At 71.4% G+C, this 18,789-nt stretch carries 12 protein-coding genes, 1 tRNA gene and 3 pseudogenes; 4 read left to right on the top strand and 12 right to left on the bottom strand.

The features are described 5' to 3' along the window. Positions 1 to 560: 560 nt before the first annotated feature. The 8 genes and pseudogenes from ACWEQO_RS07840 to ACWEQO_RS07805 form a co-directional block, all read right to left on the bottom strand. Positions 561 to 2,618: an NPCBM/NEW2 domain-containing protein gene (locus ACWEQO_RS07840; protein ID WP_452980074.1), complete on the bottom strand. Its 2,058-nt coding sequence runs from the start codon at positions 2,616 to 2,618 to the stop codon at positions 561 to 563. 299 nt (positions 2,619 to 2,917) lie between these two features. Then, positions 2,918 to 3,106, bottom strand: coding sequence for a YceI family protein (locus ACWEQO_RS07835; RefSeq protein WP_452980071.1), 189 nt, complete (start codon positions 3,104 to 3,106; stop codon positions 2,918 to 2,920). A gap of 79 nt (positions 3,107 to 3,185) precedes the next feature. Next, a complete protein-coding gene (locus tag ACWEQO_RS07830; protein ID WP_452980068.1) occupies positions 3,186 to 3,650 on the bottom strand; it encodes a hypothetical protein in 465 nt (154 codons plus the stop codon). 375 nt (positions 3,651 to 4,025) lie between these two features. Then, entirely contained in the window at positions 4,026 to 6,146 is a 2,121-nt protein-coding gene (locus ACWEQO_RS07825; protein WP_452980065.1) for a LamG domain-containing protein, read from the bottom strand. A gap of 299 nt (positions 6,147 to 6,445) precedes the next feature. After that, a pseudogene (locus ACWEQO_RS07820) lies at positions 6,446 to 6,709 on the bottom strand (phosphodiester glycosidase family protein); the annotation flags it as partial. A gap of 229 nt (positions 6,710 to 6,938) precedes the next feature. After that, the gene (locus ACWEQO_RS07815) at positions 6,939 to 7,589 is read right to left on the bottom strand and encodes a YceI family protein (RefSeq protein WP_452980062.1); all 651 of its coding nucleotides are present in this window, start codon (positions 7,587 to 7,589) and stop codon (positions 6,939 to 6,941) included. A 251-nt stretch (positions 7,590 to 7,840) separates the two neighbouring features. After that, positions 7,841 to 8,740 (bottom strand): ribokinase, encoded by a 900-nt coding sequence (gene rbsK / locus ACWEQO_RS07810; protein ID WP_452980059.1) that lies wholly within the window; start codon positions 8,738 to 8,740, stop codon positions 7,841 to 7,843. Further along, a complete protein-coding gene (locus ACWEQO_RS07805; RefSeq protein ID WP_452980055.1) occupies positions 8,737 to 9,816 on the bottom strand; it encodes a LacI family DNA-binding transcriptional regulator in 1,080 nt (359 codons plus the stop codon). Before ACWEQO_RS07805 ends, rbsK begins: the two co-directional genes overlap by 4 nt. Positions 9,817 to 10,230: 414 nt before the next feature. Here ACWEQO_RS07805 and uriH point away from each other — a divergent pair, with 414 nt between their 5' ends. The 3 genes from uriH (at position 10,231) to ACWEQO_RS07790 (ending at position 14,402) form a co-directional block, all read left to right on the top strand. After that, the gene (uriH, locus tag ACWEQO_RS07800; protein ID WP_361452434.1) at positions 10,231 to 11,178 is read left to right on the top strand and encodes a uridine-preferring nucleoside hydrolase UriH; all 948 of its coding nucleotides are present in this window, start codon (positions 10,231 to 10,233) and stop codon (positions 11,176 to 11,178) included. Continuing rightward, positions 11,175 to 12,620 carry a uridine transporter UriT gene (gene uriT, locus ACWEQO_RS07795; RefSeq protein ID WP_452980052.1) on the top strand — a complete coding sequence of 482 codons (1,446 nt, stop codon included), beginning with the start codon at positions 11,175 to 11,177 and terminating at the stop codon, positions 12,618 to 12,620. Before uriH ends, uriT begins: the two co-directional genes overlap by 4 nt. 360 nt (positions 12,621 to 12,980) lie before the next feature. Next, entirely contained in the window at positions 12,981 to 14,402 is a 1,422-nt protein-coding gene (locus ACWEQO_RS07790) for an MFS transporter (protein WP_452980050.1), read from the top strand. 158 nt (positions 14,403 to 14,560) lie between these two features. Here ACWEQO_RS07790 and ACWEQO_RS07785 read toward each other — a convergent pair. The 3 genes and pseudogenes from ACWEQO_RS07785 to ACWEQO_RS07775 all read right to left on the bottom strand — a co-directional run. Then, positions 14,561 to 14,645, bottom strand: a tRNA-Leu gene (locus tag ACWEQO_RS07785). Between the two features lie 129 nt (positions 14,646 to 14,774). Further along, complete coding sequence (locus ACWEQO_RS07780) at positions 14,775 to 16,325, bottom strand: aldehyde dehydrogenase family protein (RefSeq protein WP_452980047.1); 1,551 nt, start codon at positions 16,323 to 16,325, stop codon at positions 14,775 to 14,777. A gap of 77 nt (positions 16,326 to 16,402) precedes the next feature. Then, a pseudogene (locus ACWEQO_RS07775) lies at positions 16,403 to 17,013 on the bottom strand (succinate--CoA ligase subunit alpha); the annotation flags it as partial. On the opposite strand from ACWEQO_RS07775, the pseudogene ACWEQO_RS07770 reads away from it, so the two are divergent. Beyond that, positions 16,990 to 17,328, top strand: a pseudogene (locus ACWEQO_RS07770) (hypothetical protein); the annotation flags it as partial. The pseudogenes ACWEQO_RS07775 and ACWEQO_RS07770 sit on opposite strands and share 24 nt — an antisense overlap. 123 nt (positions 17,329 to 17,451) lie before the next feature. Here ACWEQO_RS07770 and ACWEQO_RS07765 read toward each other — a convergent pair. Then, on the bottom strand, positions 17,452 to 18,657 hold the full coding sequence (locus ACWEQO_RS07765; RefSeq protein WP_452980044.1) for a sugar phosphate isomerase/epimerase family protein: 1,206 nt from the start codon (positions 18,655 to 18,657) through the stop codon (positions 17,452 to 17,454). Positions 18,658 to 18,789 lie beyond the last annotated feature (132 nt).

Genomic DNA, 18,789 nt, shown 5'->3' with positions numbered 1-18,789 from the left:
ACGGCACTGCACATCCGTGTGGGAGCCTGCGCCGGATCGGAGGCGGGAACGGTCCGTGGCATCGGCCGGGTCCGACGGCGGGCCGCTCGTCCTGCTCCGGATGGTCCGTCGCGGCTCAGAAGCAGGGGATCACCTCCCGCCCCCGCCACGGACTTGACCACGCTCCTGAACACGGAGTCAGGCCGCGTCCTCCTCCTGGTCACCGCCCTGGCCGACCGCTGGAACACGGAGCCGTGTCCGCCGAGCGGCAGGACCGTCCGGGCAGAGGTGTCTCAGCAGTCGTGAAGCGACTCGCTGCCGCGTCTCACGAAGTCCGCTCCGCGCACCGCCCCTGTTCGTGGCCGCGTACCGCCGCCGGCGCAGCTCGGATTCCGTGGAACCTCGGTGCCTGGATCAGCTGAACACCGACCGACTGGGCCAGTGAACTCCACCTGTCGTCCGTGGGCTTCTTCAGTACCAGGGCCGACCGTACAGGTTGGAACGCCACACGTTCCCTGAACGAGCCCTGCGAGGCAGCGGACGGTGGCCGGGCCCGACGGCGGGCCCGGCCACCGGAGTTCTCAGCAGGTGACCTTCAGGTCCGCCCAGTCGGCGTGGTCGTACTCGTTGCCGTCGCCGCCGTCGGTGACGACCAGCGTGACGGTCCGGGCACCGCTCACGTCAGCGGTGAGTTCCTGCGCGTCCTGGGAGTTGGTGAGGAGGCCGGTGGCCGCCGCGCGCTCGCCGTCGGCGCGGATCTCGAAGGCGACGGTGCCGCGTGTCCCCGTCTCGTCGTCGAGACCGACCAGGGCCGTGACCTGTTCGCAGCGCCCCGCGGTGAAGTACTCGACGCTGCTGTGGGCGTGCACGCCCAGGCCCTTGTCCCAGGTGCGGCCGCCGATGGTGAGCGTCCCGCCGTCCCCGGCCGCCTTCTCGCCGTTGCTCCGGTCCTGCTCCACCGGCCCCCAGCCGTTGGCCGTTGACAGCGGTGTGAGGTCGCTGAGGTAGGTGGTGCCGTCCTCCGGCGCGACGGACACCTTCACCTGGACCGGGGAGACGGAACGGACCTCCTGCCCGGACGGCGTGCGGTACGTCGTGGTGAGCTTCAGCTCGTAGGTACCGGGGTCGGTGCCCTCCGGAACCCTCGCTCGCCACGTGGTCCGGAACTCCGCGCCCCCACGGAGCAGCGGGCTCCCGGGACGGGAGTCGGCCTTCGTCCGCCACCCCGCGGGGCCGGTCAGCGCGAGGGAAACGGAGTGCACCGGGCGGCGTCCGAGGTTCGCGGTCACCGCGGTGAGCCGTGCGCTGTCACCCGCCTCGGTGATCGCGACGCCGTCCACTCCGGAGTCCATGGCGGGCGGCAGCTGGGCCCAGCCGCGGTCCGGGCCCACCCGCACCAGCACGGTTCCGTGTCCGGGCACGGTCGCGGAGATCTCGCCCGCCGTGTGGGTGGAGCGGTGCTCCCACAGGTCCCGCACCCGATAGCCGGCCGCGTGCGGCAGGCCGACCGTACGCGCCGTGGTGGAGATCCGCTGCGGCCGGTCGCTCTCGTTGAACAGGGCCACCGCGCGACTGCCGTCGGCCAGTTCCTTGGCCACGACCCAGCGGCCGTCCTCGGAACTGATCACCTTGCCCTGCTTGCCCAGCTCGTCCTGGTCGACGGCGATGACCTCCTTGTTGGAGAGGATGTCGAAGGCCGACCGGGGCGCCGACCGGAGGTCCGTGCCGATGAGGAGGGGCGCGGCCATGATCGACCACATCGAGAAGTGGGTGCGGTACTCGGTGTCGGTCATGCCGCCGTTGCCCACCTCCAGCATGTCCGGGTCGTTCCAGCCGCCCGGGCCCGCGTACTCGTCGAGGGCCAGGTTCGCCTTCATGATCGACAGCATGGAGTCCCAGTCGTCGCTGATGTCCCCCGTGGTGCGCCATGACTGCCCGACGCCCCTGGCCCATTCCCAGGGCTTGTTCTCACCCCACTCGCAGAGGCTGTAGAGGATCGGACGCCCGGTGGCCTCCAGCGCGTCGCGCATGGTCGTGTAGCGCTGCTTCGCGTCCACGCCCTCGTTGTTGCAGTTGTCGTACTTGAGGTAGTCGACACCCCAGTCGGCGAACTGCTGGGCGTCGCTGTACTCGTGGCCCAGTGCGCCGGGGAAGCCGATGCTGCTGCACGTCTTCGTTCCCGCGCTGGTGTAGATGCCGAACTTCAGGCCCTTGCCGTGCACGTAGTCGGCGAGGGCCTTGATGCCGTGGGGGAACCGCTCCGGATCGGGCACGAGCTTGCCGTCGACGTCGCGCTGGGGCAGGGCCCAGCAGTCGTCGAGGTTGATGTACTCGTACCCGGCGTCCTTGAGCCCCTTCTCCACGAAGAGATCGGCCATGCCCTTGACCAACTCCTCGTCGAACTCCGCTCTGCAGTGGGTCGAGTTCCAGTTGTTGAACCCCATCGGCGGCGTCAGTGCCAGGTGGTCGTCACCGTCCTCCCCCGGGGCTGTTGCGGAGGCGCGGGGTTCCTCCGGAGTCACCGCGGCCGACGCCGGCGAGCCGAGTGCGGTGACGCACAACAGCCCAGCAGCGAGCGTGGCCACCGCAGTGCGTACGGGAGTGCCGGACCGGGTTCTCCACCCGGGAAAGTGAGCCATCTACGTGTCTCCCTCGCCTGGCGTCCTGGATCGTTCCCCTGGTGCTACTGCTGGGCGACGAGACTACGCGGTGTGCAACTTTGTCGGAAGAGGTTCAACAATGGGCATCCAGTTGCAAGCCAGGTTGACTGATTTTGAAATTACCCCCCTTGACGCCGGTCAGCGTGTTCAATTTTGTTTGGTTCTCACTCACCATCGCGACGAGTGACAGTCCGCGGTCGGCCGCTGTGCGCACACGGTCGCGAACACCATGCGCGGCTCCCTGGCTTGCTCTCGCTCATCGGCAACCTGGTGGAGGACTACGGGGCCCGGCGACGGTCGGCCGAGGAGGCCCTGACCGCCGAGATGTCGAACTCGAGCTCGATCTTCTCGCTGACCATCAGGCCACTGGTCTCCAGCTTCGCGTTCCAGGTGAGGTCCCACTGGCTGCGGTCGAGGACGGCTGTGCCGTCGAAGCCGATCCGCTCGACGCCGAAGGCGTCGACCACCGAGCCCGTGTGGAGGAGGTCGATGGGGAAAGGACATCCGCAACCGGATCGTCCACTTCGACGAGAAACCGCTCCCCCATCACCTGAGGGACTCCCAGCAGGACTTGTCCCTGCCGGGACCGAGGTCGCCAGCGAGCAGGCGCCGTTCGCCGACCCGGCCCGCCAGCAGTTCCCGGCGGTAGGTGTTGGCGTTCCCGATCGGCGGCAGGGTCCGGCCCACGACGCGGCCGGTGGCGTCCCGCGGGGTGCGCTCCACGTCGCCGATTCCCGTCGCGCGGGTGCCGGGGACGACGCGCCCCTGATTGCCGCCTTCGCCGAGGAGGAAGTCGATCTGGTTGATCGTCAAGGGCGCGGAGCTAAAGCCGTCGTCAAGACCGGGACGGCTCTCCAGGACGACGGCCTCCTCCAGGCGGTGGTCCCGCTCGGCGCCCAGGAGGCGTGCCTGAATCTTCTGCGCAGTGCCGATCATGCGCAGGGCGTTCGGGCTGCGCAGGTGCCGGCCCTGTCCGTCATGGTTCGGTGCCAGGACGCCGAGACCCACCATTTCCTGCAGGGGGGCCCGGAAGCCCTCGCTGTCCAGCTTGGCGAATCCCCGTGGCCACCAGCCCGCACACTCGTCGCGCAGTTCCCGGTCGCTGAGCCTGGTCTCCGGGCAGTTGTCGCGGGCGTGGCGGCGCCGGTGGCGGCCCTTCCGCGTGCGGGTGCCGAAGGGCCGCCATGCTACTGGCGGGATCGGACCTCCGTGCCGGCCCTGGGACCGGCCTCCACTGCGACGTCTTCCGCCACCACGACCCGGAAACCGGGCACCGCACGGCTCCCGGGCCACTGGGCATCCGGTCGAACTGCCAAGTGGTCCGGGGCCTGGGGGACATAGGAGAGGAGCGAGGTCGGGAACAGTTGGAGGATGCTCCCGCGGACCTCAGTAGAGGTAGGCGAACGATCTCACCTGGGACGCGGTGAGGGCTCCGTCGAAGACGCGGACGGTGTCCGCCCCGCCGTGGAAGTACTCGCCCCAGCCGCCGTCGGCGGTGTGGCCGCGGCCGATCTGAAGCGGGCCGGGGGCGCTCCAGGAGGCGTTGAACTCCGTGGTGGCCACGGCCTCGCCCCTGACGTACAAGGTGACGTGGCCCTCGGAGTCGTCGTACACGACGACCACTTCGTCGGTGTGGGACGTGGGAGCGCCGGGCCCGGCGACAACGGTCTCCGCGGCGCCCGGTTCGCTGCCGCGGGTGACGACCAGCTGCCACTCGGACGCGGCCGGGTCGTAGCGGACCTTGAAGGCGTCGCTGTCGGCGTCGCCCTGGGACAGGAGGGTCATCGGCCGGTCGGGGGTGGTGTCGGCGAAGCGGACCCGCAGGCCGACGCTGTAGCTGTCGGCGGTGTCGACGACGGGGCCATCGGTGGCGGCGTAGTCATCCGTGCCGTCCAGGGCCAGATGGTCGTTGCCGTCGAGGGCGTCCGCCGGGAACTCGACGCACCCGGGGTCTTCGAAGCAGGCGTCGTAGTCGGGGGTGTAGAAGCCGGCGCCGCCGTGCAGGGTGAGCGGCTTGTCGCCGTCCCGGTCGGGGATCACACCGTCGTCGGTGCGCTCGATGTCCCAGGCGGCGACCAGTTCGGCGGGGCGGGAACCCAGCCTCTCGATCTCCTTGCGGGGCACGACCCGGTCCCAGACACGGACGTCGCCGATCTCGCCCTGCCAGCGCGCACCGCCGTCGCCGCGGGCGCGGCCGATCTGGAAGGCGCCGGGGGCGGCCACCGGGGCGACGCCGGTCTCGGAGGCGACCTCCTTGCCGTTGACGTAGAGGCGCAGGGTGTCGTCCTCGGTGTCGTACAGGCCGGTCAGGTGGGCCCAGCCGCCGGCGGAGGCGCTGCCGCCGGTGAGGGTGGTGGCACCGTAGCGGAAGGCCCAGGTGGCCGGGGAGTCCGCGGTCGGGCGCAGGCCGAGGGTGAAGGCTGAGGTGCCGTCGGCGGCATCCTGGCTGGCCACCGTCATCGGGGAGTCGGTGGCGGCGGGGCGGACCCAGGCGGAGAGGGCGAAGGTCCTGGCGGTGTCCGTCGCGGGGGCGTCCGGGGTGAGATAGCTGTTGCCCCGGCCGTCGAGGGTGACGGTGGAGGTGAGATCGGTGCGGGAGGGTGCGGGGGCGCCGAAGACGACGCCGTCCTCGGCGCGGGCCACGGGGCCGGCCTCGGCGGCGGCGTTGTCGGCTCCGGCCGGATCGGCGAGCTTCCAGCGGGCGACGGGGGCGCGGCCGGTGGCGACGCGCGTCCAGTAAGTCGTCTGGGAGCTGGACCGCCCGGCCCGGTCGACGGCGCGGACCTGCACGTGGTAGGGCCTGCTGTCCTCCGGCATCCACCGGATGGTGACCGGTCCGCCCGGTTCCTCGGGCCGGACCCGCTCGGGGGCGGAGCCGAGGACGGAGTAGACGTACTCGACGACGTCCTCGGACGGGGAGTCGAACGTGAAGCTGCCGTAGACGCCGACGCCGTCGTGCCAGCCGCTGTCGTCGTCCGGGTACTGCTCCGAGACGATCGTCGCCGGCTCGGGGCTGACCGTGTCGATGACGAACCGGCAGGTGATGCCGGGGGCCTCGTCGCTCCAGGCGGAGGTCGCGCCCTCGCGGTCGACGGCCCGGACGTGCCAGGAGACGACGGTGTCGGCCGGGAGGTCGGAGGGGGTCCGCCACAACTGGGTGATCGGAGAGTGCACGATGCCGGAGGTGTGGCTGCGGCGCTGCGGGGTTCCGTCAGCGTCGGTCCACCAGGCCTCGAACTCGGCCCCGGCCCCGTTGGTCTCCCCCTCCTGGTTGTCCTCCGTCGTGTCCTCGACGACGGCCCGGAGTTCGGGCGCGTTGGGGACGTAGACGGGTTCGGCGGAGCAAGCTTTGCTCCAGTTGGCAGTGAGGGTGTCGATGCTCGGCTGAAGCGGCGGAAGGTTCTCCCCGGCCGCCGTGGCGATGCCCGGGGTGGCGGCGAGCAGCACGGCTGCCAGTCCCGTGGCCGCGGCGGCGGTTCTGGCGCGCCGACCGGAATGCGTGTTCATGCGGTGGGGTCCCCCCTGTTTCGGTTGTCCGGCCCGCGCGGGCCGGTTCGCCGCCCTTCGGCTCGTGCAAGGGCCACGCAGAGACCAGTAGCTGTCATGCTCACCATCAGTCTCGGACTGCACGACTATAGAGCGATCTTCGAACGCGTTCGGAACGATTTTCCGGCCGACGTGGAACCGTGCCGGCTCCGGGCCGCAACAGGCCCGTCGCCTCAACCCGCTGCGCGCGGCTGGGCCCGCCGCCGTGGCTCGCCCGGGTCGCCGCCACGACCTGAGATCTCTCTTGAGCCCCGGACGGTTCAGTTCCTGTGGGGCAGGAGCAACAGGGCGTCTCCGACGGGGCGTTCACCGGCGGCGTCGGACGGGTCGTTGATGACACGGCCATCGGCCGCCATCGTGGTCGAGCCGCCGCCGTCGAGGTTGACCGCGTCGCGCAGTCCAAGTGCCTTGGCGACTTCGGCGCTCTCGCCGATGCTGAGCCCGAGGGCGTCGGTGCCGCGTCCGTCGGCGGCGACGAGCACGGTACGCCCGACGGCGTCCACTCCGGCCGGCGTGCGCGGAGAGGTGCAGGACCGCGAGCCGGCCGCCCTGGCCCGGCTCCCGGAGATCCACCGGGCCCTGCGCGCCCAGCGCGAGGACCGGCACCGCGCCGATGCCCTGCGCTCGCTCATCGGCAGCCTGGTGGAGGACCACGGGGACCGGTGCCGGTCGGCCGAGGAGGCTGGGCCCGCACCCGGCGCCCCGGGGCGATGTCCCGGCGCTGGTCGGCGTGCTGTGATCCGCCGGGCGCGGTCAGGGCGCACGGACCGCCGAGATGTCGAACTCGAGCTCGATCTCCTCGCTGACCATCAGGCCACCGGTCTCCAGCTTCGCGTTCCAGGCGAGCTCCCACTGGGTGCGGTCGACGACGGCTGTGCCGTCGAAGCCGATCCGCTCGACGCCGAAGGCGTCGACCACCAGGCCCGTGTAGAGGAGGTCGACGGTGACCGGATGCGTGCGGCCCTTGACGGTGAGGGCGCCCGTCATCCGGAAGCGGTCGTCGCCGACCTGCTCGATGTGGGTGCTGCGGAAGGTGATGGTCGGGTAGCGCTCGGCGTCGAGGAAGTCGGCGCTGCGGAGGTGACGGTCGCGCTGCGCGACGCGGGTGTCGACCGTGGCCGTCCGAACCACCACACCGGCTCCGGAGCTTTCCGGTCGTTCACCGTCCAGTCGAAGCCAGCCGTCGAAGTCGGTGAAGCTCCCCCGGATCCGGGTGACCACGGCGTACCGGGCGGCGAACCCGATGGTGCTGTGCGCCTGGTCGAACATCCACTCCCCGGAGAGCTCGGCCCGGGAGGGGTCGGCGATGAGCCTCCGGGTGCCCGCGTCCGTCGGCGGGGTCGGCGACGGTGTCGGCTCGGTGTCGGCGGACCGTGCGTTGCGGAAGAGAGAGCGGAGGACCATCAGATCTCCCGGTGAGGGTGCAGGACATCCGCGTACGCGGCTTCAGGAGACCGCTATTCAACAGGTGCAGGACACATCGAAACGATCTTGTCCGGATTCTTTCTCAAGTTGAGATCTTCAGTGGTCCGCCGTGGGCCGTGCCGAGGCCCCGGGCGCGGATCCGGTGTGGATCCGGTGTGGATCCCGCGCGGTCGGACCCCGGTCCGCGCCACGGCGACGATCTCCCCGGCGCCTCCCGCCGGGACGGTGTTTCAGCGCTTCCCGGCGAGGAAGGCCTCCACCTCGTCGCGGCGGGCGAGGGAGGGCTGGGCGCCCGCCCGGGTGGTGCTGATCGCCGCGGCGGCGCAGGCCCAGCGGGCGGACTGCTCGAGGGTGCGGCCCTCCGCGAGGGCGACGGCGAGCGCGCCGCAGAAGGAGTCACCGGCGGCGGTGGTGTCCACGGGCCGGACGGAGAAGGCGGGGACGTGCAGGTGCGAGGCGCCCTCGAGGAGGAGCACCCCGTCGCCGCCGAGCGTGACGAGCACCGCGCCCGCACCGGTCAGTTTCCGGGCCGCGGCGACGACCTCGTCGATCGTCTCCGGTACGGGCGTGCCGGTGAGGGCCGCCAGTTCCGTGCGGTTGGGGACCAGCACGTCGACGTGGGGCGGCGGAACGGCTCCGGCGACGGCGGGGGCCGGGTTGTGCAGCACGATGCCGCTGGCCAGCCGTGCGGCGGCGTGGTTGGCCTCGTCCGGGACCTCCTGCTGGAGGACGGTCACGGCCGCCTTCCGCAGCACGGCCGCCGCGGCCTCGCAGTCGGCGGTGCCCACGCGGGCGTTGGCACCGGGGCTGACGATGATGGTGTTCTCTCCCGCCGGGTCGACGGCGATCAGGGCGCGGCCGGTCGCCACGCCCGGGGTGCGGGTGATGTGCGCGACGTCCACGCCCTCGCTCCGGACGGCGTCGAGCATGACGTCGGCCGCGTCGTCCTCGCCGACCCGGCCGACGAAGGAGACGTTCCCGCCGAGCCGGGCGGCGGCGACGGCCTGGTTGGCGCCCTTGCCGCCGGGGTGCTGGGCCATGTCACCGCCGAGGACCGTCTCACCGGGGACCGGATGCCGGGGAACCGGCGCGACGAGGTCCAGGTTCAGGCTTCCGACGACTGCGATCACTGTTCTACCTCTGGAGTGCGCGTGTTGCGGGTGTTGCGGGTGCTACGGGTGTCCTCGGTCGAGGACACGCGGGGTGCGCTGGGCGCGCTGGATGCTCGTACGACGAGTTCGGGGGCGAGACGGATCGACCGGCGCGGCCCGTCGTTCTGTCCGGCCAGCCGGTGGCCGAGCAGGTGCACGGCTTCGGCGGCCAGTGCGCGCACGGGTTGGCGGACGGTGGTCAGGGCCGGGTCGGCGAGATCCGCCATGGGGATGTCGTCGAAGCCGGTGACGGCGATGTCGCCCGGGACGTCCCTGCCGAGTTGGCGCAGCCGTTGCAGTACGCCGACCGCGAGGAGGTCGTTGGCGCAGACGACGGCGTCCGGACGGGACGGCAGGATCCGCTCCGCCGCGGTCCGCCCCCACTCCAGCGAGAAGTCGCCGAGTTCGACCTGTCCGGAGCCGCGCGGGAGCAGGGCGCCGGCCTCGGCCTCGTACGCCGCGAGCCGCTCGACCGCCGCCGAGCCGGTTCCGGCGGCTCCCACGAAGCAGACCCGGCGGCGGCCGGTGGCGACCAGGTGGTCCATGACGAGCGCCATACCGGTGGCGTTGTCGGTCGCGACCGAGTCGGCGACGCCGGGGCCGCAGCCGCGGTCCAGCAGGACCAGCGGCACGTGGGCCGCGGCCTTCTCCACCGCGGCCCGGCTCCGCTTCTCGTCGACGGGGATGACCAGCAGGGCGTCGACCTGACGGTCCAGGAGATCGGCGATCCGGGCGGCCTCGATCTCCGGGTCGTCGTCGCAGTCGACGAGCAGCACGGCACGTCCCTCGGCGTGCAGGGCGTGCTCCACCTCCCGCACGAGGGAGGGGAAGAAGGGGTTGGTGATCTGCGGCAGGACGAGGCCGACGGTGCCGGTGGAGCGGCTGCGCAGGGCACGGGCGACCTGGTTGGGCCGGTAGCCGAGTGCCTCGGCCGCCTCCCGCACCCGGCGGGCCGTCTCGGCCCCGACCGGACGGGTCCCGGCCAGGACGCGGGAGACCGTGGCGACGGAGCAGCCCGACGCGCGGGCCACCTCTCTCAGGGTGACGTCTGTCACGATGCGACCCCCTTCGTTCGGTTCGGCTGCGCTGGGCCCGATCGGGCTTCACCGGGCTGGAAGCGGCCTCCCGGAAACAGTTTCGGCAAACGTTATCACCGCACAACTGCCGAGTACCGACTCATTCACACTCAAGTATGGGATGTCCGACATTGACAACGGCGCACGCTTGGGTGAAATTTTTGGAGAACGTTTTCCCACGCTATGGCCCAGGGATGCGGACGGTTTTGTCCGCCCCTGTGGTCGGCGACAGCGATTCCGTACGTGTCGATGCCCCCGGCAGCGCGGCGGGGGCCGCTGCCACCTCCGGCGCCGGAGACGTGAGCCGACGCACCCTCCGCAGTGGCCCGCCCACTGCTGCCCCTGCGGAGTTCCACCTCCTCACAGACCCGCTAGAGCGAAGGGGCTCTTCCGATGACCAGGAAAATCATCCTCGACTGCGACCCCGGGCACGACGACGCCATCGCACTGCTGCTGGCGCACGGCAACCCCGACATCGACCTGGTCGCCGTCACGACCGTGGTCGGGAACCAGACGCTGGAGAAGGTGACCCGCAACGCCCTCTCCGTGGCGCGCATCGCCGGGATCACCGGTGTGCCCTTCGCCGCCGGCTGCCCGCGGCCGCTGGTGCGGGCCATCGAGACGGCCCCGGACATCCACGGCGAGACCGGTCTGGACGGACCGGAGCTGCCCGAGCCGACCCTCGAGCTGGACCGCCGGCACGCCGTCGACCTCATCATCGACACGGTGATGTCGCACGAGCCCGGCGAGATCACCATCGTCCCGACGGCGGGTCTGACCAACATCGCCCTCGCCGCGCGCAAGGAGCCCCGCATCGTCGAGCGGGTCCGCGAGGTCGTCCTGATGGGCGGCGGCTACCACGAGGGCAACTGGAGCGCGGTCGCCGAGTTCAACATCATCATCGACCCCGAGGCCGCCCACATCGTCTTCAACGAGAGCTGGCCGGTCACGATGGTCGGTCTCGACCTGACGCACCAGGCCCTGGCGACGCCCGAGGTCGCCGAGCGGATCGCCGCGGTCGGCACCAAGCCCGCCCAGTTCGTCGGCGAGCTGCTGGACTTCTTCGGCGCCACCTACAAGGAGGCGCAGGGCTTCGAGCACCCGCCCGTGCACGACCCGTGCGCGGTCGCGTACGTGATCGACCCCTCCGTCATGACGGTGCGCAAGGCTCCCGTGGACGTCGAGCTCAGCGGCGGTCTGACCCTGGGCATGACCGTGACGGACTTCCGCGCCCCGGCCCCGGCCGACTGCCACACCCAGGTCGCGGTCGAGCTCGACCGCGAGCGCTTCTGGGACCTCGTGGTGGACGCCCTCGAGCGGATCGGTGACGTCGAGGCATGAGCGCACCCACCACTCTGAACCGGCCCGGCGGCGAAATGTCGGGCCGGCGCGCCACCCGCGTGGGCGTGCTGATGGCCGCGCTCCTCGCCGCCTGTTTCGCCTTCCAGCTCAACGCGAGCATGCTCAGCCCCGCGCTGAAGAACATCGAGGAGAGCTTCGGCGCCAGCTCGGCCGAGATCGGGCTCACCCAGACCGCGTTCTTCACCTCGGCGGCCCTGTTCTCCCTCTTCCTGCCCCGGCTGGGCGACGTCCTCGGCCGGCGCAAGGTGCTGGCCGGCATGCTGGCGGTCATGGCCGTCGGCTGTGTCGTGGCCGCACTGGCGCCGAGCGTGCCCGTGCTCTTCGTCGGCCGCATCATCCAGGGTGTGTCCGGCCCGGTCGTCCCCCTCTGCCTGATCATGCTGCGGCAGGAGGTGAGCGAACCGAAGAAGTACGGCACCCTGCTGGGCGTGATCACCGCCGTCAACGGCGGCATCGCCGGTGTCGACGCCCTCGCCGGGGGCTACCTCGCCGACACCTACGGCTTCCGGTCGGTCTTCTGGACGATGGCCGTCGTGGCGGTCCTCGCCACCGTGCTGGTCGCCACCCTCACCCCTGAGACCAAGGCGCCCAACGCGACCCGTATGGACTGGCCGGGTGTCGCGCTCCTCGTCGTGTCCGTCGGCGCGCTGCTCACCGCGCTGAACGAGGCCGGCAAGCTCGCCGACGCCCACTGGCTCCTGGTCGCCGTCCTCATCGTCGTCGGCGCGGTCGCCTTCGCCCTGTTCTGGCGGACCGAGGACCGCAGCCCGCACCCGCTGGTCGCCACCCGGCACCTGAAGCAGCGCTCGACCTGGGCGACCCTGCTGACCACCCTGCTCACCATGACGGGTGTGTTCGCCGTCATGAACGGACTGATCCCGGCACTCGCCCAGGACGGGAACGCCGGGCTCGGCATGGGCGCCGAGCAGTCCGCGTGGTGGACCCTCACCCCGTACGCCCTGGCCGGCCTGGCCATGGGCCCCCTCGCCGGCCGGCTCGCCGCCACCTTCGGGTACGGCCGCGTCCTGCGGCTGGGGCTGATCGGGGCCGTGGCGGGCGTGCTCCTGATGATCCTCACGGTCGACTCCCAGTCCCGCGCCATGCTGCTGCTGACCTCGATCCTGGTCGGCATCGCCTACGCGGGTGTGGCGAACATCGTGCTCAACGGGCTCGGCATCGTCCTGTCCCCCAAGGAGAACCCGGGCTTCCTGCCCGGCCTCAACGCGGGGGCGTTCAACCTCGGCGCCGGTCTCAGCTTCGCACTGCTGTACGCGGTCAAGACGGCTGCCCTGCCGGACGATCCCTCGTCGCCCGCCGACTACACCGCCGCCATGGTCGCCGGAGTGGTCATCCTGGCCGCCGCCTTCGCGACGTCCTTCATGATCCCGAAGCCGGTGGAGGCCGAAGCGCGCGACGACTGAGTCAGCCTTCCGGTACCGCCGCGCCCCGGTGGCGGTCCGGTGGCGGTCCGGTCCGGCGACCTGACGAACGGCCTGCGGCGCGGGCCCGGGAACTCCTCCCGGGTTCCGTGCCGCAGGCCGTTCGTCGTTCGCTCTTCGGGGCCGGCTCCCGCGGCCGACCCGCGTGCGCCCGCAGCGCCGGACACCTCGGGTTCGTCCCACATCCTGATACGCGCCGACTGACGAGTGAGATGTTTGGGAACCTTGAGTTGCCTGTACCGTACATACGGCCTTCCCCCGGGGAAGGCGCCCGCTGTCGGACGGGCCGTCGGCGGCACACCGTCGGCGTCTGTTCTCCGCCCTCGTGCGAAAGACCGAGAAATGCCCGCACCAGCCACCAGTCCAGCCCCGGCGCCCGCCAACTCGCGGTCCCGTGTCCTCGTCGCGAGCCTCGTCGGCACGACGATCGAGTTCTACGACTTCTACATCTACGCGACCGCCGCGGTCCTGGTCTTCCCCTCGCTCTTCTTCCCGAACAGCGACCCGACCACGGCACTGCTGTCGTCCTTCGCGGTGTTCGGCGCCGCCATGGTCGCCCGCCCGATCGGCGCCGTCGTCTTCGGACACCTCGGCGACCGGCTCGGCCGCAAGGGCACGCTGGTGGCCTCGCTCCTCACCATGGGCATCGCCACCTTCCTCATCGGCGTGCTGCCCACCTACGCGCAGGCCGGCTGGATCGCGACCGCGCTGCTGGTGCTGATGCGGCTCGCCCAGGGCTTCGCGCTGGGCGGGGAGTGGAGCGGCGCCGCGCTGGTCGCCACGGAGAACGCGCCGAAGAACAAGCGCGCCCTCTACGGCACGTTCCCGCAGCTGGGCGCCCCGCTCGGCTTCATCATCGCCAACGGCCTCTTCCTGATCATCGGCGCGCTGCTGCCGTCCGCCGCGGGCGCCGACCCGTCGCAGCCCTCCGAGGCCTTCCTGAGCTGGGGCTGGCGCATCCCGTTCCTGTTCTCGGCCGTGATGGTCGCGATCGGCCTGTGGGTGCGGATGCGTCTGGTCGAGGCGCCGGTCTTCGCCAAGACCCAGGAGGCCGGGCTGGTGCGGAAGCTGCCGCTGGCCACCGTCTTCCGCAACCACTGGAAGCAGCTGCTCCTCGGCACCTTCTTCATGCTGGCCACGTACGTGCTCTTCTACCTGATGACCACGTTCTCGCTGAGCTACGGCCGTACCGCGACGGACGCCGCCGTGCCCGGCCTGGGGTACAGCTACACCACCTTCGTCCTGATGATGATCTTCGGGGTGCTGTTCTTCGCCGCGTTCACCCTGATCTCCGGCCCGCTCGCCGACAAGTACGGCCGCCGCGCCACCCTGATCTGGGTCACCGCCGGAATCCTGGTCTTCGGGCTGGTGTGGGTGCCGCTGATCGGCCTGGGCACGCTGGGCGTGGTGCTGTGGCTGGTGCTCGGCTTCACCCTGATGGGCATGACCTTCGGCCCGATGGGCGCGCTCCTGCCGGAGTTGTTCCCGACGAGCGTGCGCTACACCGGTTCCGGCATCTCGTACAACGTCAGCTCGATCCTCGGCGCGGCCGTCGCCCCGTTCATCGCGGTGGCGCTGTGGGAGGCCGCCGACGGCTCGCCGCGGCTGGTCGGCGTCTACCTCTCCGCGATGGCACTGCTGACCCTGGTCTCGCTGCTGATCGGCAAGGAGACGAAGGACACCGCCCTCGACGAGGGCGAGGCCCCCGCCACGGCCGACACCGCCACCCGGGACGAGTCCCCCGCCCCCACGGCGGCTCGCTGAACCGTCCGGCGTTCCACACCGCGGCCCCCTTCCCCCTTGCGCGGGGGAAGGGGGCCGCGGTGTTTTCTGGGCGGGCGTCGTCGGACGGGGTCGTGGAAGCACGAAAAAGGGCCGCGACCGTAAGGTCGAGGCCCTTGCATCCGTGTCTTCACTGCGAGTGTCCGAGGGGGGACTTGAACCCCCACGCCCGATAAAGGGCACTAGCACCTCAAGCTAGCGCGTCTGCCATTCCGCCACCCGGACCAGGTGTGCCGCCTTCAGGGGCGTTCCCCTCGGCGACGTGGACAACCATACCAAGGTTTCGCAGTGCCTTTCACCTGCGTTTCCGTGCCCCGGGCAGGGGTCTCCGGCCTGCCCGGGGCACGGGGCGCGTCAGGGCATGAGGTGGTACTCCGGGAAGTTGCCCGGCAGCCGCTCCGCGGCCGGTCCCTGCGTCACGGCACGGACCAGCAGCTCGCCGCCGACGAAGGCGCCGCGCCAGGAGGCGCCGAACCCGCCGAACAGTTCGTCCCGGTCACCGCGGGAGCGCGGGGTGCCGTGGCCGACCTTGAAGGCGCGGATCTGCGGGGCGAGCCGGTCGTAGGTGGCCCGGTCGTCCGTGGACAGCGTGGCCACCAGCGCGCCGTTGGACGCGTTCATGGCGGCCAGCAGTTCCGCCTCGGTGTCGACCAGGACGATCGTGTCGACCGGCCCGAACGGCTCCGCGTGGTACAGCGGTGACGACGGGGGCGGGTCCAGCAGCGTGACGGGCTGGACGTACGCCGAGGTGTCCTGGCCGGGCAGGAAGCGGGCGTCCGCCTCGTCGCCGTGGTGCAGCGGTACGGCACCGCGCTCGACGGCCTCGGTGACCTGGTCGCGCAGCTCCTTCGCCTTGGCCGCGTTGATCACCGGCCCGAAGTCCAGCCGCGGGTGGGGGTCGTCGGGGTGCTCCACGGCGAGCGGGTGGCCGACCCTGAGCGTGCGCACGGCGGGGAGGTACGCGGCCAGGAAATCGTCGAACAGCTGTCGCTGGACGACGAACCGCGGATACGCCGTGCAGCGCTGCTTGCCGTAGTCGAAGAGCTTGGGGACGACCGCCGCGAGCGCGTCCCAGTCCGAGTGGTTCCAGATGCCCCAGGTGTTGAGCCCTTCCTGTTCGAGGATGTGCCGTTTGCCGAGGTCGGCGACGGCCGTGGCCACCGCGGCGCCGGTGTCGCGACCGCCGACGAAGGAGACGCAGCCGATCTCGGGCGCCCGCAGCAGGGCCTCGGACAGCTCGCCCCCGCTGCCGCTGACGAGGGTCACGGGGATCCCCTGGCGGGCGGCGAGCGCCGAGGCCAGGGTCAGACAGGCGACGCCGCCGTCGGTCGGGGTCTTGGCGATGACCGCGTTGCCCGCCAGTGCCTGGACCAGCAGGGCGTGGACGAGCACGCTCATCGGGTAGTTCCAGCTCGCGATGTTGGACACCGGCCCGTCCAGCGGAGCTCGGCCGACGAGCATGGCGTCGATGCCGTCGACGTACCAGCGCACGCCGTCGATGGCCCGGTCGACGTCCGCCTGGGCGAGCCGCCAGGGTTTGCCGATCTCCCAGACGAGGAGGAGGGCGAGCAGTTCGCGGTGTTCGGTGAGGGCGTCCAGGGTGGCGGCGACGCGGGCGCGGCGTTCCGGCAGCGGGACGTGCCGCCAGGCGCGGTGCTGGTCGAGCGCGGCGTGGACGGCGTCCTGGGCGGTGGCCCGGTCCAGGCGCGGGGGGCCGACGACGGGGCTGCCGTCGACAGGACTGACGGCGGGCAGTGTGCTGCCGTCGGCCTGCCAGGCGGCGTTCCAGAGGTTGAGGACGCGGTCGTCCCGGAAGGCCTCGGGGGCGACGGCGAGGCAGCGCTGCCAGGCGTCGGTCCAGGAGGTGCCGGCTTTGAGGGTGAGGGTGGGTGTGGTGGATGCCATGCGGTTCGCTCCGCTCTCGGTGCACAGTCGAGAGGAGGGGGCCCGTGGGGCCGCCCTTGGCTGGGGTTCGCTCTGGGTCACCGTCCGGCTTCGAGGACGGCGAGTACGTGTCGTGCCGTTTCCGTGGGTGTGCCACCCACCCGGACGCCGACGGCTTCCAGGGCGTCCTGCTTCGCCTGAGCCGTACCCGAGGAGCCGGAGACGATCGCGCCCGCATGGCCCATGGTACGGCCCTCCGGTGCGGTGAAGCCCGCGATGTAGGCGACGACCGGCTTGGTGACGTGCTCGCCGATGTGGGCGGCCGCGCGTTCCTCGGCGTCGCCGCCGATCTCGCCGATGAGGACGATCAGGTCGGTGTCGGGGTCGTCCTGGAAGGCGGCGAGGCAGTCGATGTGGGTGGTGCCGACGACGGGGTCGCCGCCGATGCCGACGCAGGTCGAGAAGCCGATCTCCCTCAGCTCGTACATGAGCTGGTAGGTGAGCGTGCCGGCTTGGAGACCGGTCCGATGCGGCCCGGCTCGGTGATGTCGGCCGGGATGATGCCGGCGTTGGACTGTCCGGGGGCGATCAGTCCGGGGCAGTTGGGGCAGTTGGGGCCGATGATCCGGGTGCCCTTCTGCCGTGCGTACGCGGTGAAGGCGACGGAATCGTGGACGGGGATGCCCTCGGCGACGACGCGGGCTGCGCCGGCGGCATCGTGGCGACCGCCATCTCCCTGGAGGCGATCGTCCACGGCACCGGCCGCGGTGTCAGCCGACTGCTCCGGTGAGAACGACAACGCCACCCACTGCGGTCTGGTGTACTCCTCGAAGCTGGTCTCCGGTCTGCTCGGGTCCGGCATGGGCGCCGTCGTGGTGGCCGCCTGGGACTACGCGGGCGCGTTCGTCCTCGCCGGTTCGATCTCCCTGTTCGCCGGTTTCGTGGCCGTGTTCCTGCACCCCCGGGTCGGCCGAAGGTCCGCATCGTCCCGAACCCGCGGCCGCTCGGTGACGAGACGGCCTGACCCCTCCGGTCGCCGTCGGTCACCGCCGACGCCGCGTACCGTCCCTGTTGCGGAGTACCGGGCGGTCCTTCCCGCAGCACTCGGGAGGGGCCGCCCGGTCCGTGTCCGCTTCCGTTTTCGCGGTCAGCGGCGACGCTTGCGCAGGGCCGCCAGGTTGTCGTAGCCGATCTTGGCCTCGCGCAGCGACTGCCCGGGGTCGGTGGCGCTCGGGGCGTTGTCGTCCTCGATCATCGGGTTGTGGTAGTTCGGCTGCCCGACCCGGGAGAAGAACGTCGTGTAGTCGATGACGCCGGTTCCGAAGGGCACCATCTCGTAGCCCATGCCGTTGGTCGTGCTGACGACGCCGTCCTTGGCGTGGAACAGCGGGTAGCGCTTGTTGTTGCGGGCGACCAGGCCGGCGGGGTCGAAGACGTTCCTGCGGGTGGAGCCGTCGTGGGCGGTGTAGGTGTGGAACTTGTACTGGGCGACGTGCGCCCAGAAGATGTCCATCTCCAGCCAGACGAGCTTCGGGTCGGTGACCTTCAGGAAGTACTCCAGCTTCCGGATGCCCGAGCTGCGGGTCGGCCGGCCCTGGTCGTCCAGCGGTCCGCCGTCGAGCAGGAAGCCGTAGGCGCCGTCGTGGTTGTGGGTGTAGAGCTTGACGCCCTCGCGGCGGGCGATCGCGCCGAGGGCGTTCCACTTGTCGGCGGCCACGTCCCAGTCGGCGCGGTGGGAGCTGCCGGTGGGGTCGCCGCCGGTGCCCATGTGGTCCAGGCCGAGGATGTTGGCGATCTCGAGGTGCTTCTTGAAGGTGTCCAGGTCCGCCTTGGTCAGGGGCCAGGAGGACGGGATGAAGCCGTGGTTGCCCTGGGCGCGCAGACCGTAGTCGTCGAGCCAGGAGCGCAGCAGCCTCGCTCCCGCGACGGACTCCAGGCTCGCCCCGCCGGGTGCGTTCGCGTGCTGGTTGTAGCCGGCGAACTCCACCTGGCGGTAGCCGTGGCGGGCCAGCTGCTTGAACACCTCGCGGAAGCCGGAGGGCAGATCGGTGGAGAGGGGGTCGCGGCCGGTGGCGTCGCGGACGGTGTAGAGGATGATGCCGCGCTTGTGCGGCGGGACGAGCGCCTGCCCGCCGTGGTCGTGCCCGTGACCGTGGCCGTGGTCTCTGCCGCGGTCGTGGGCCAGGGCGGGGGCGGCCCCGAAGACGGGGAGTGCGACGGCCCCCGCCGCCACGGCGGTGCAGGTGCTGAGGAAACGGCGCCGGTCCACGCCGAGGGAGCGGCGCAGTGCTTCGCCCGGGGCTCCGGTGGCGGAGTCGGCCTCGGTTCTGGAGGGGTCGGAGTACAGGGTCATGGGTGCCTGCCTTCTGGGTCGTGGCCGGTTCCGGTGCCGCCGGGACCGGCCGTTGTCAGTGCCGTGTGTTTCACTCTCCGTAGCTGGATCGCTGGATCTCGGAGGGGCCTGTGCGGTGGTGCGTCAGCCGTG

The sequence above is a fragment of the Streptomyces sp. NPDC004051 genome (genome assembly GCF_053604275.1).
Note: the sequence above shows the minus strand (reverse complement) of the source record. Positions and strands in the feature narration are given on the sequence as shown.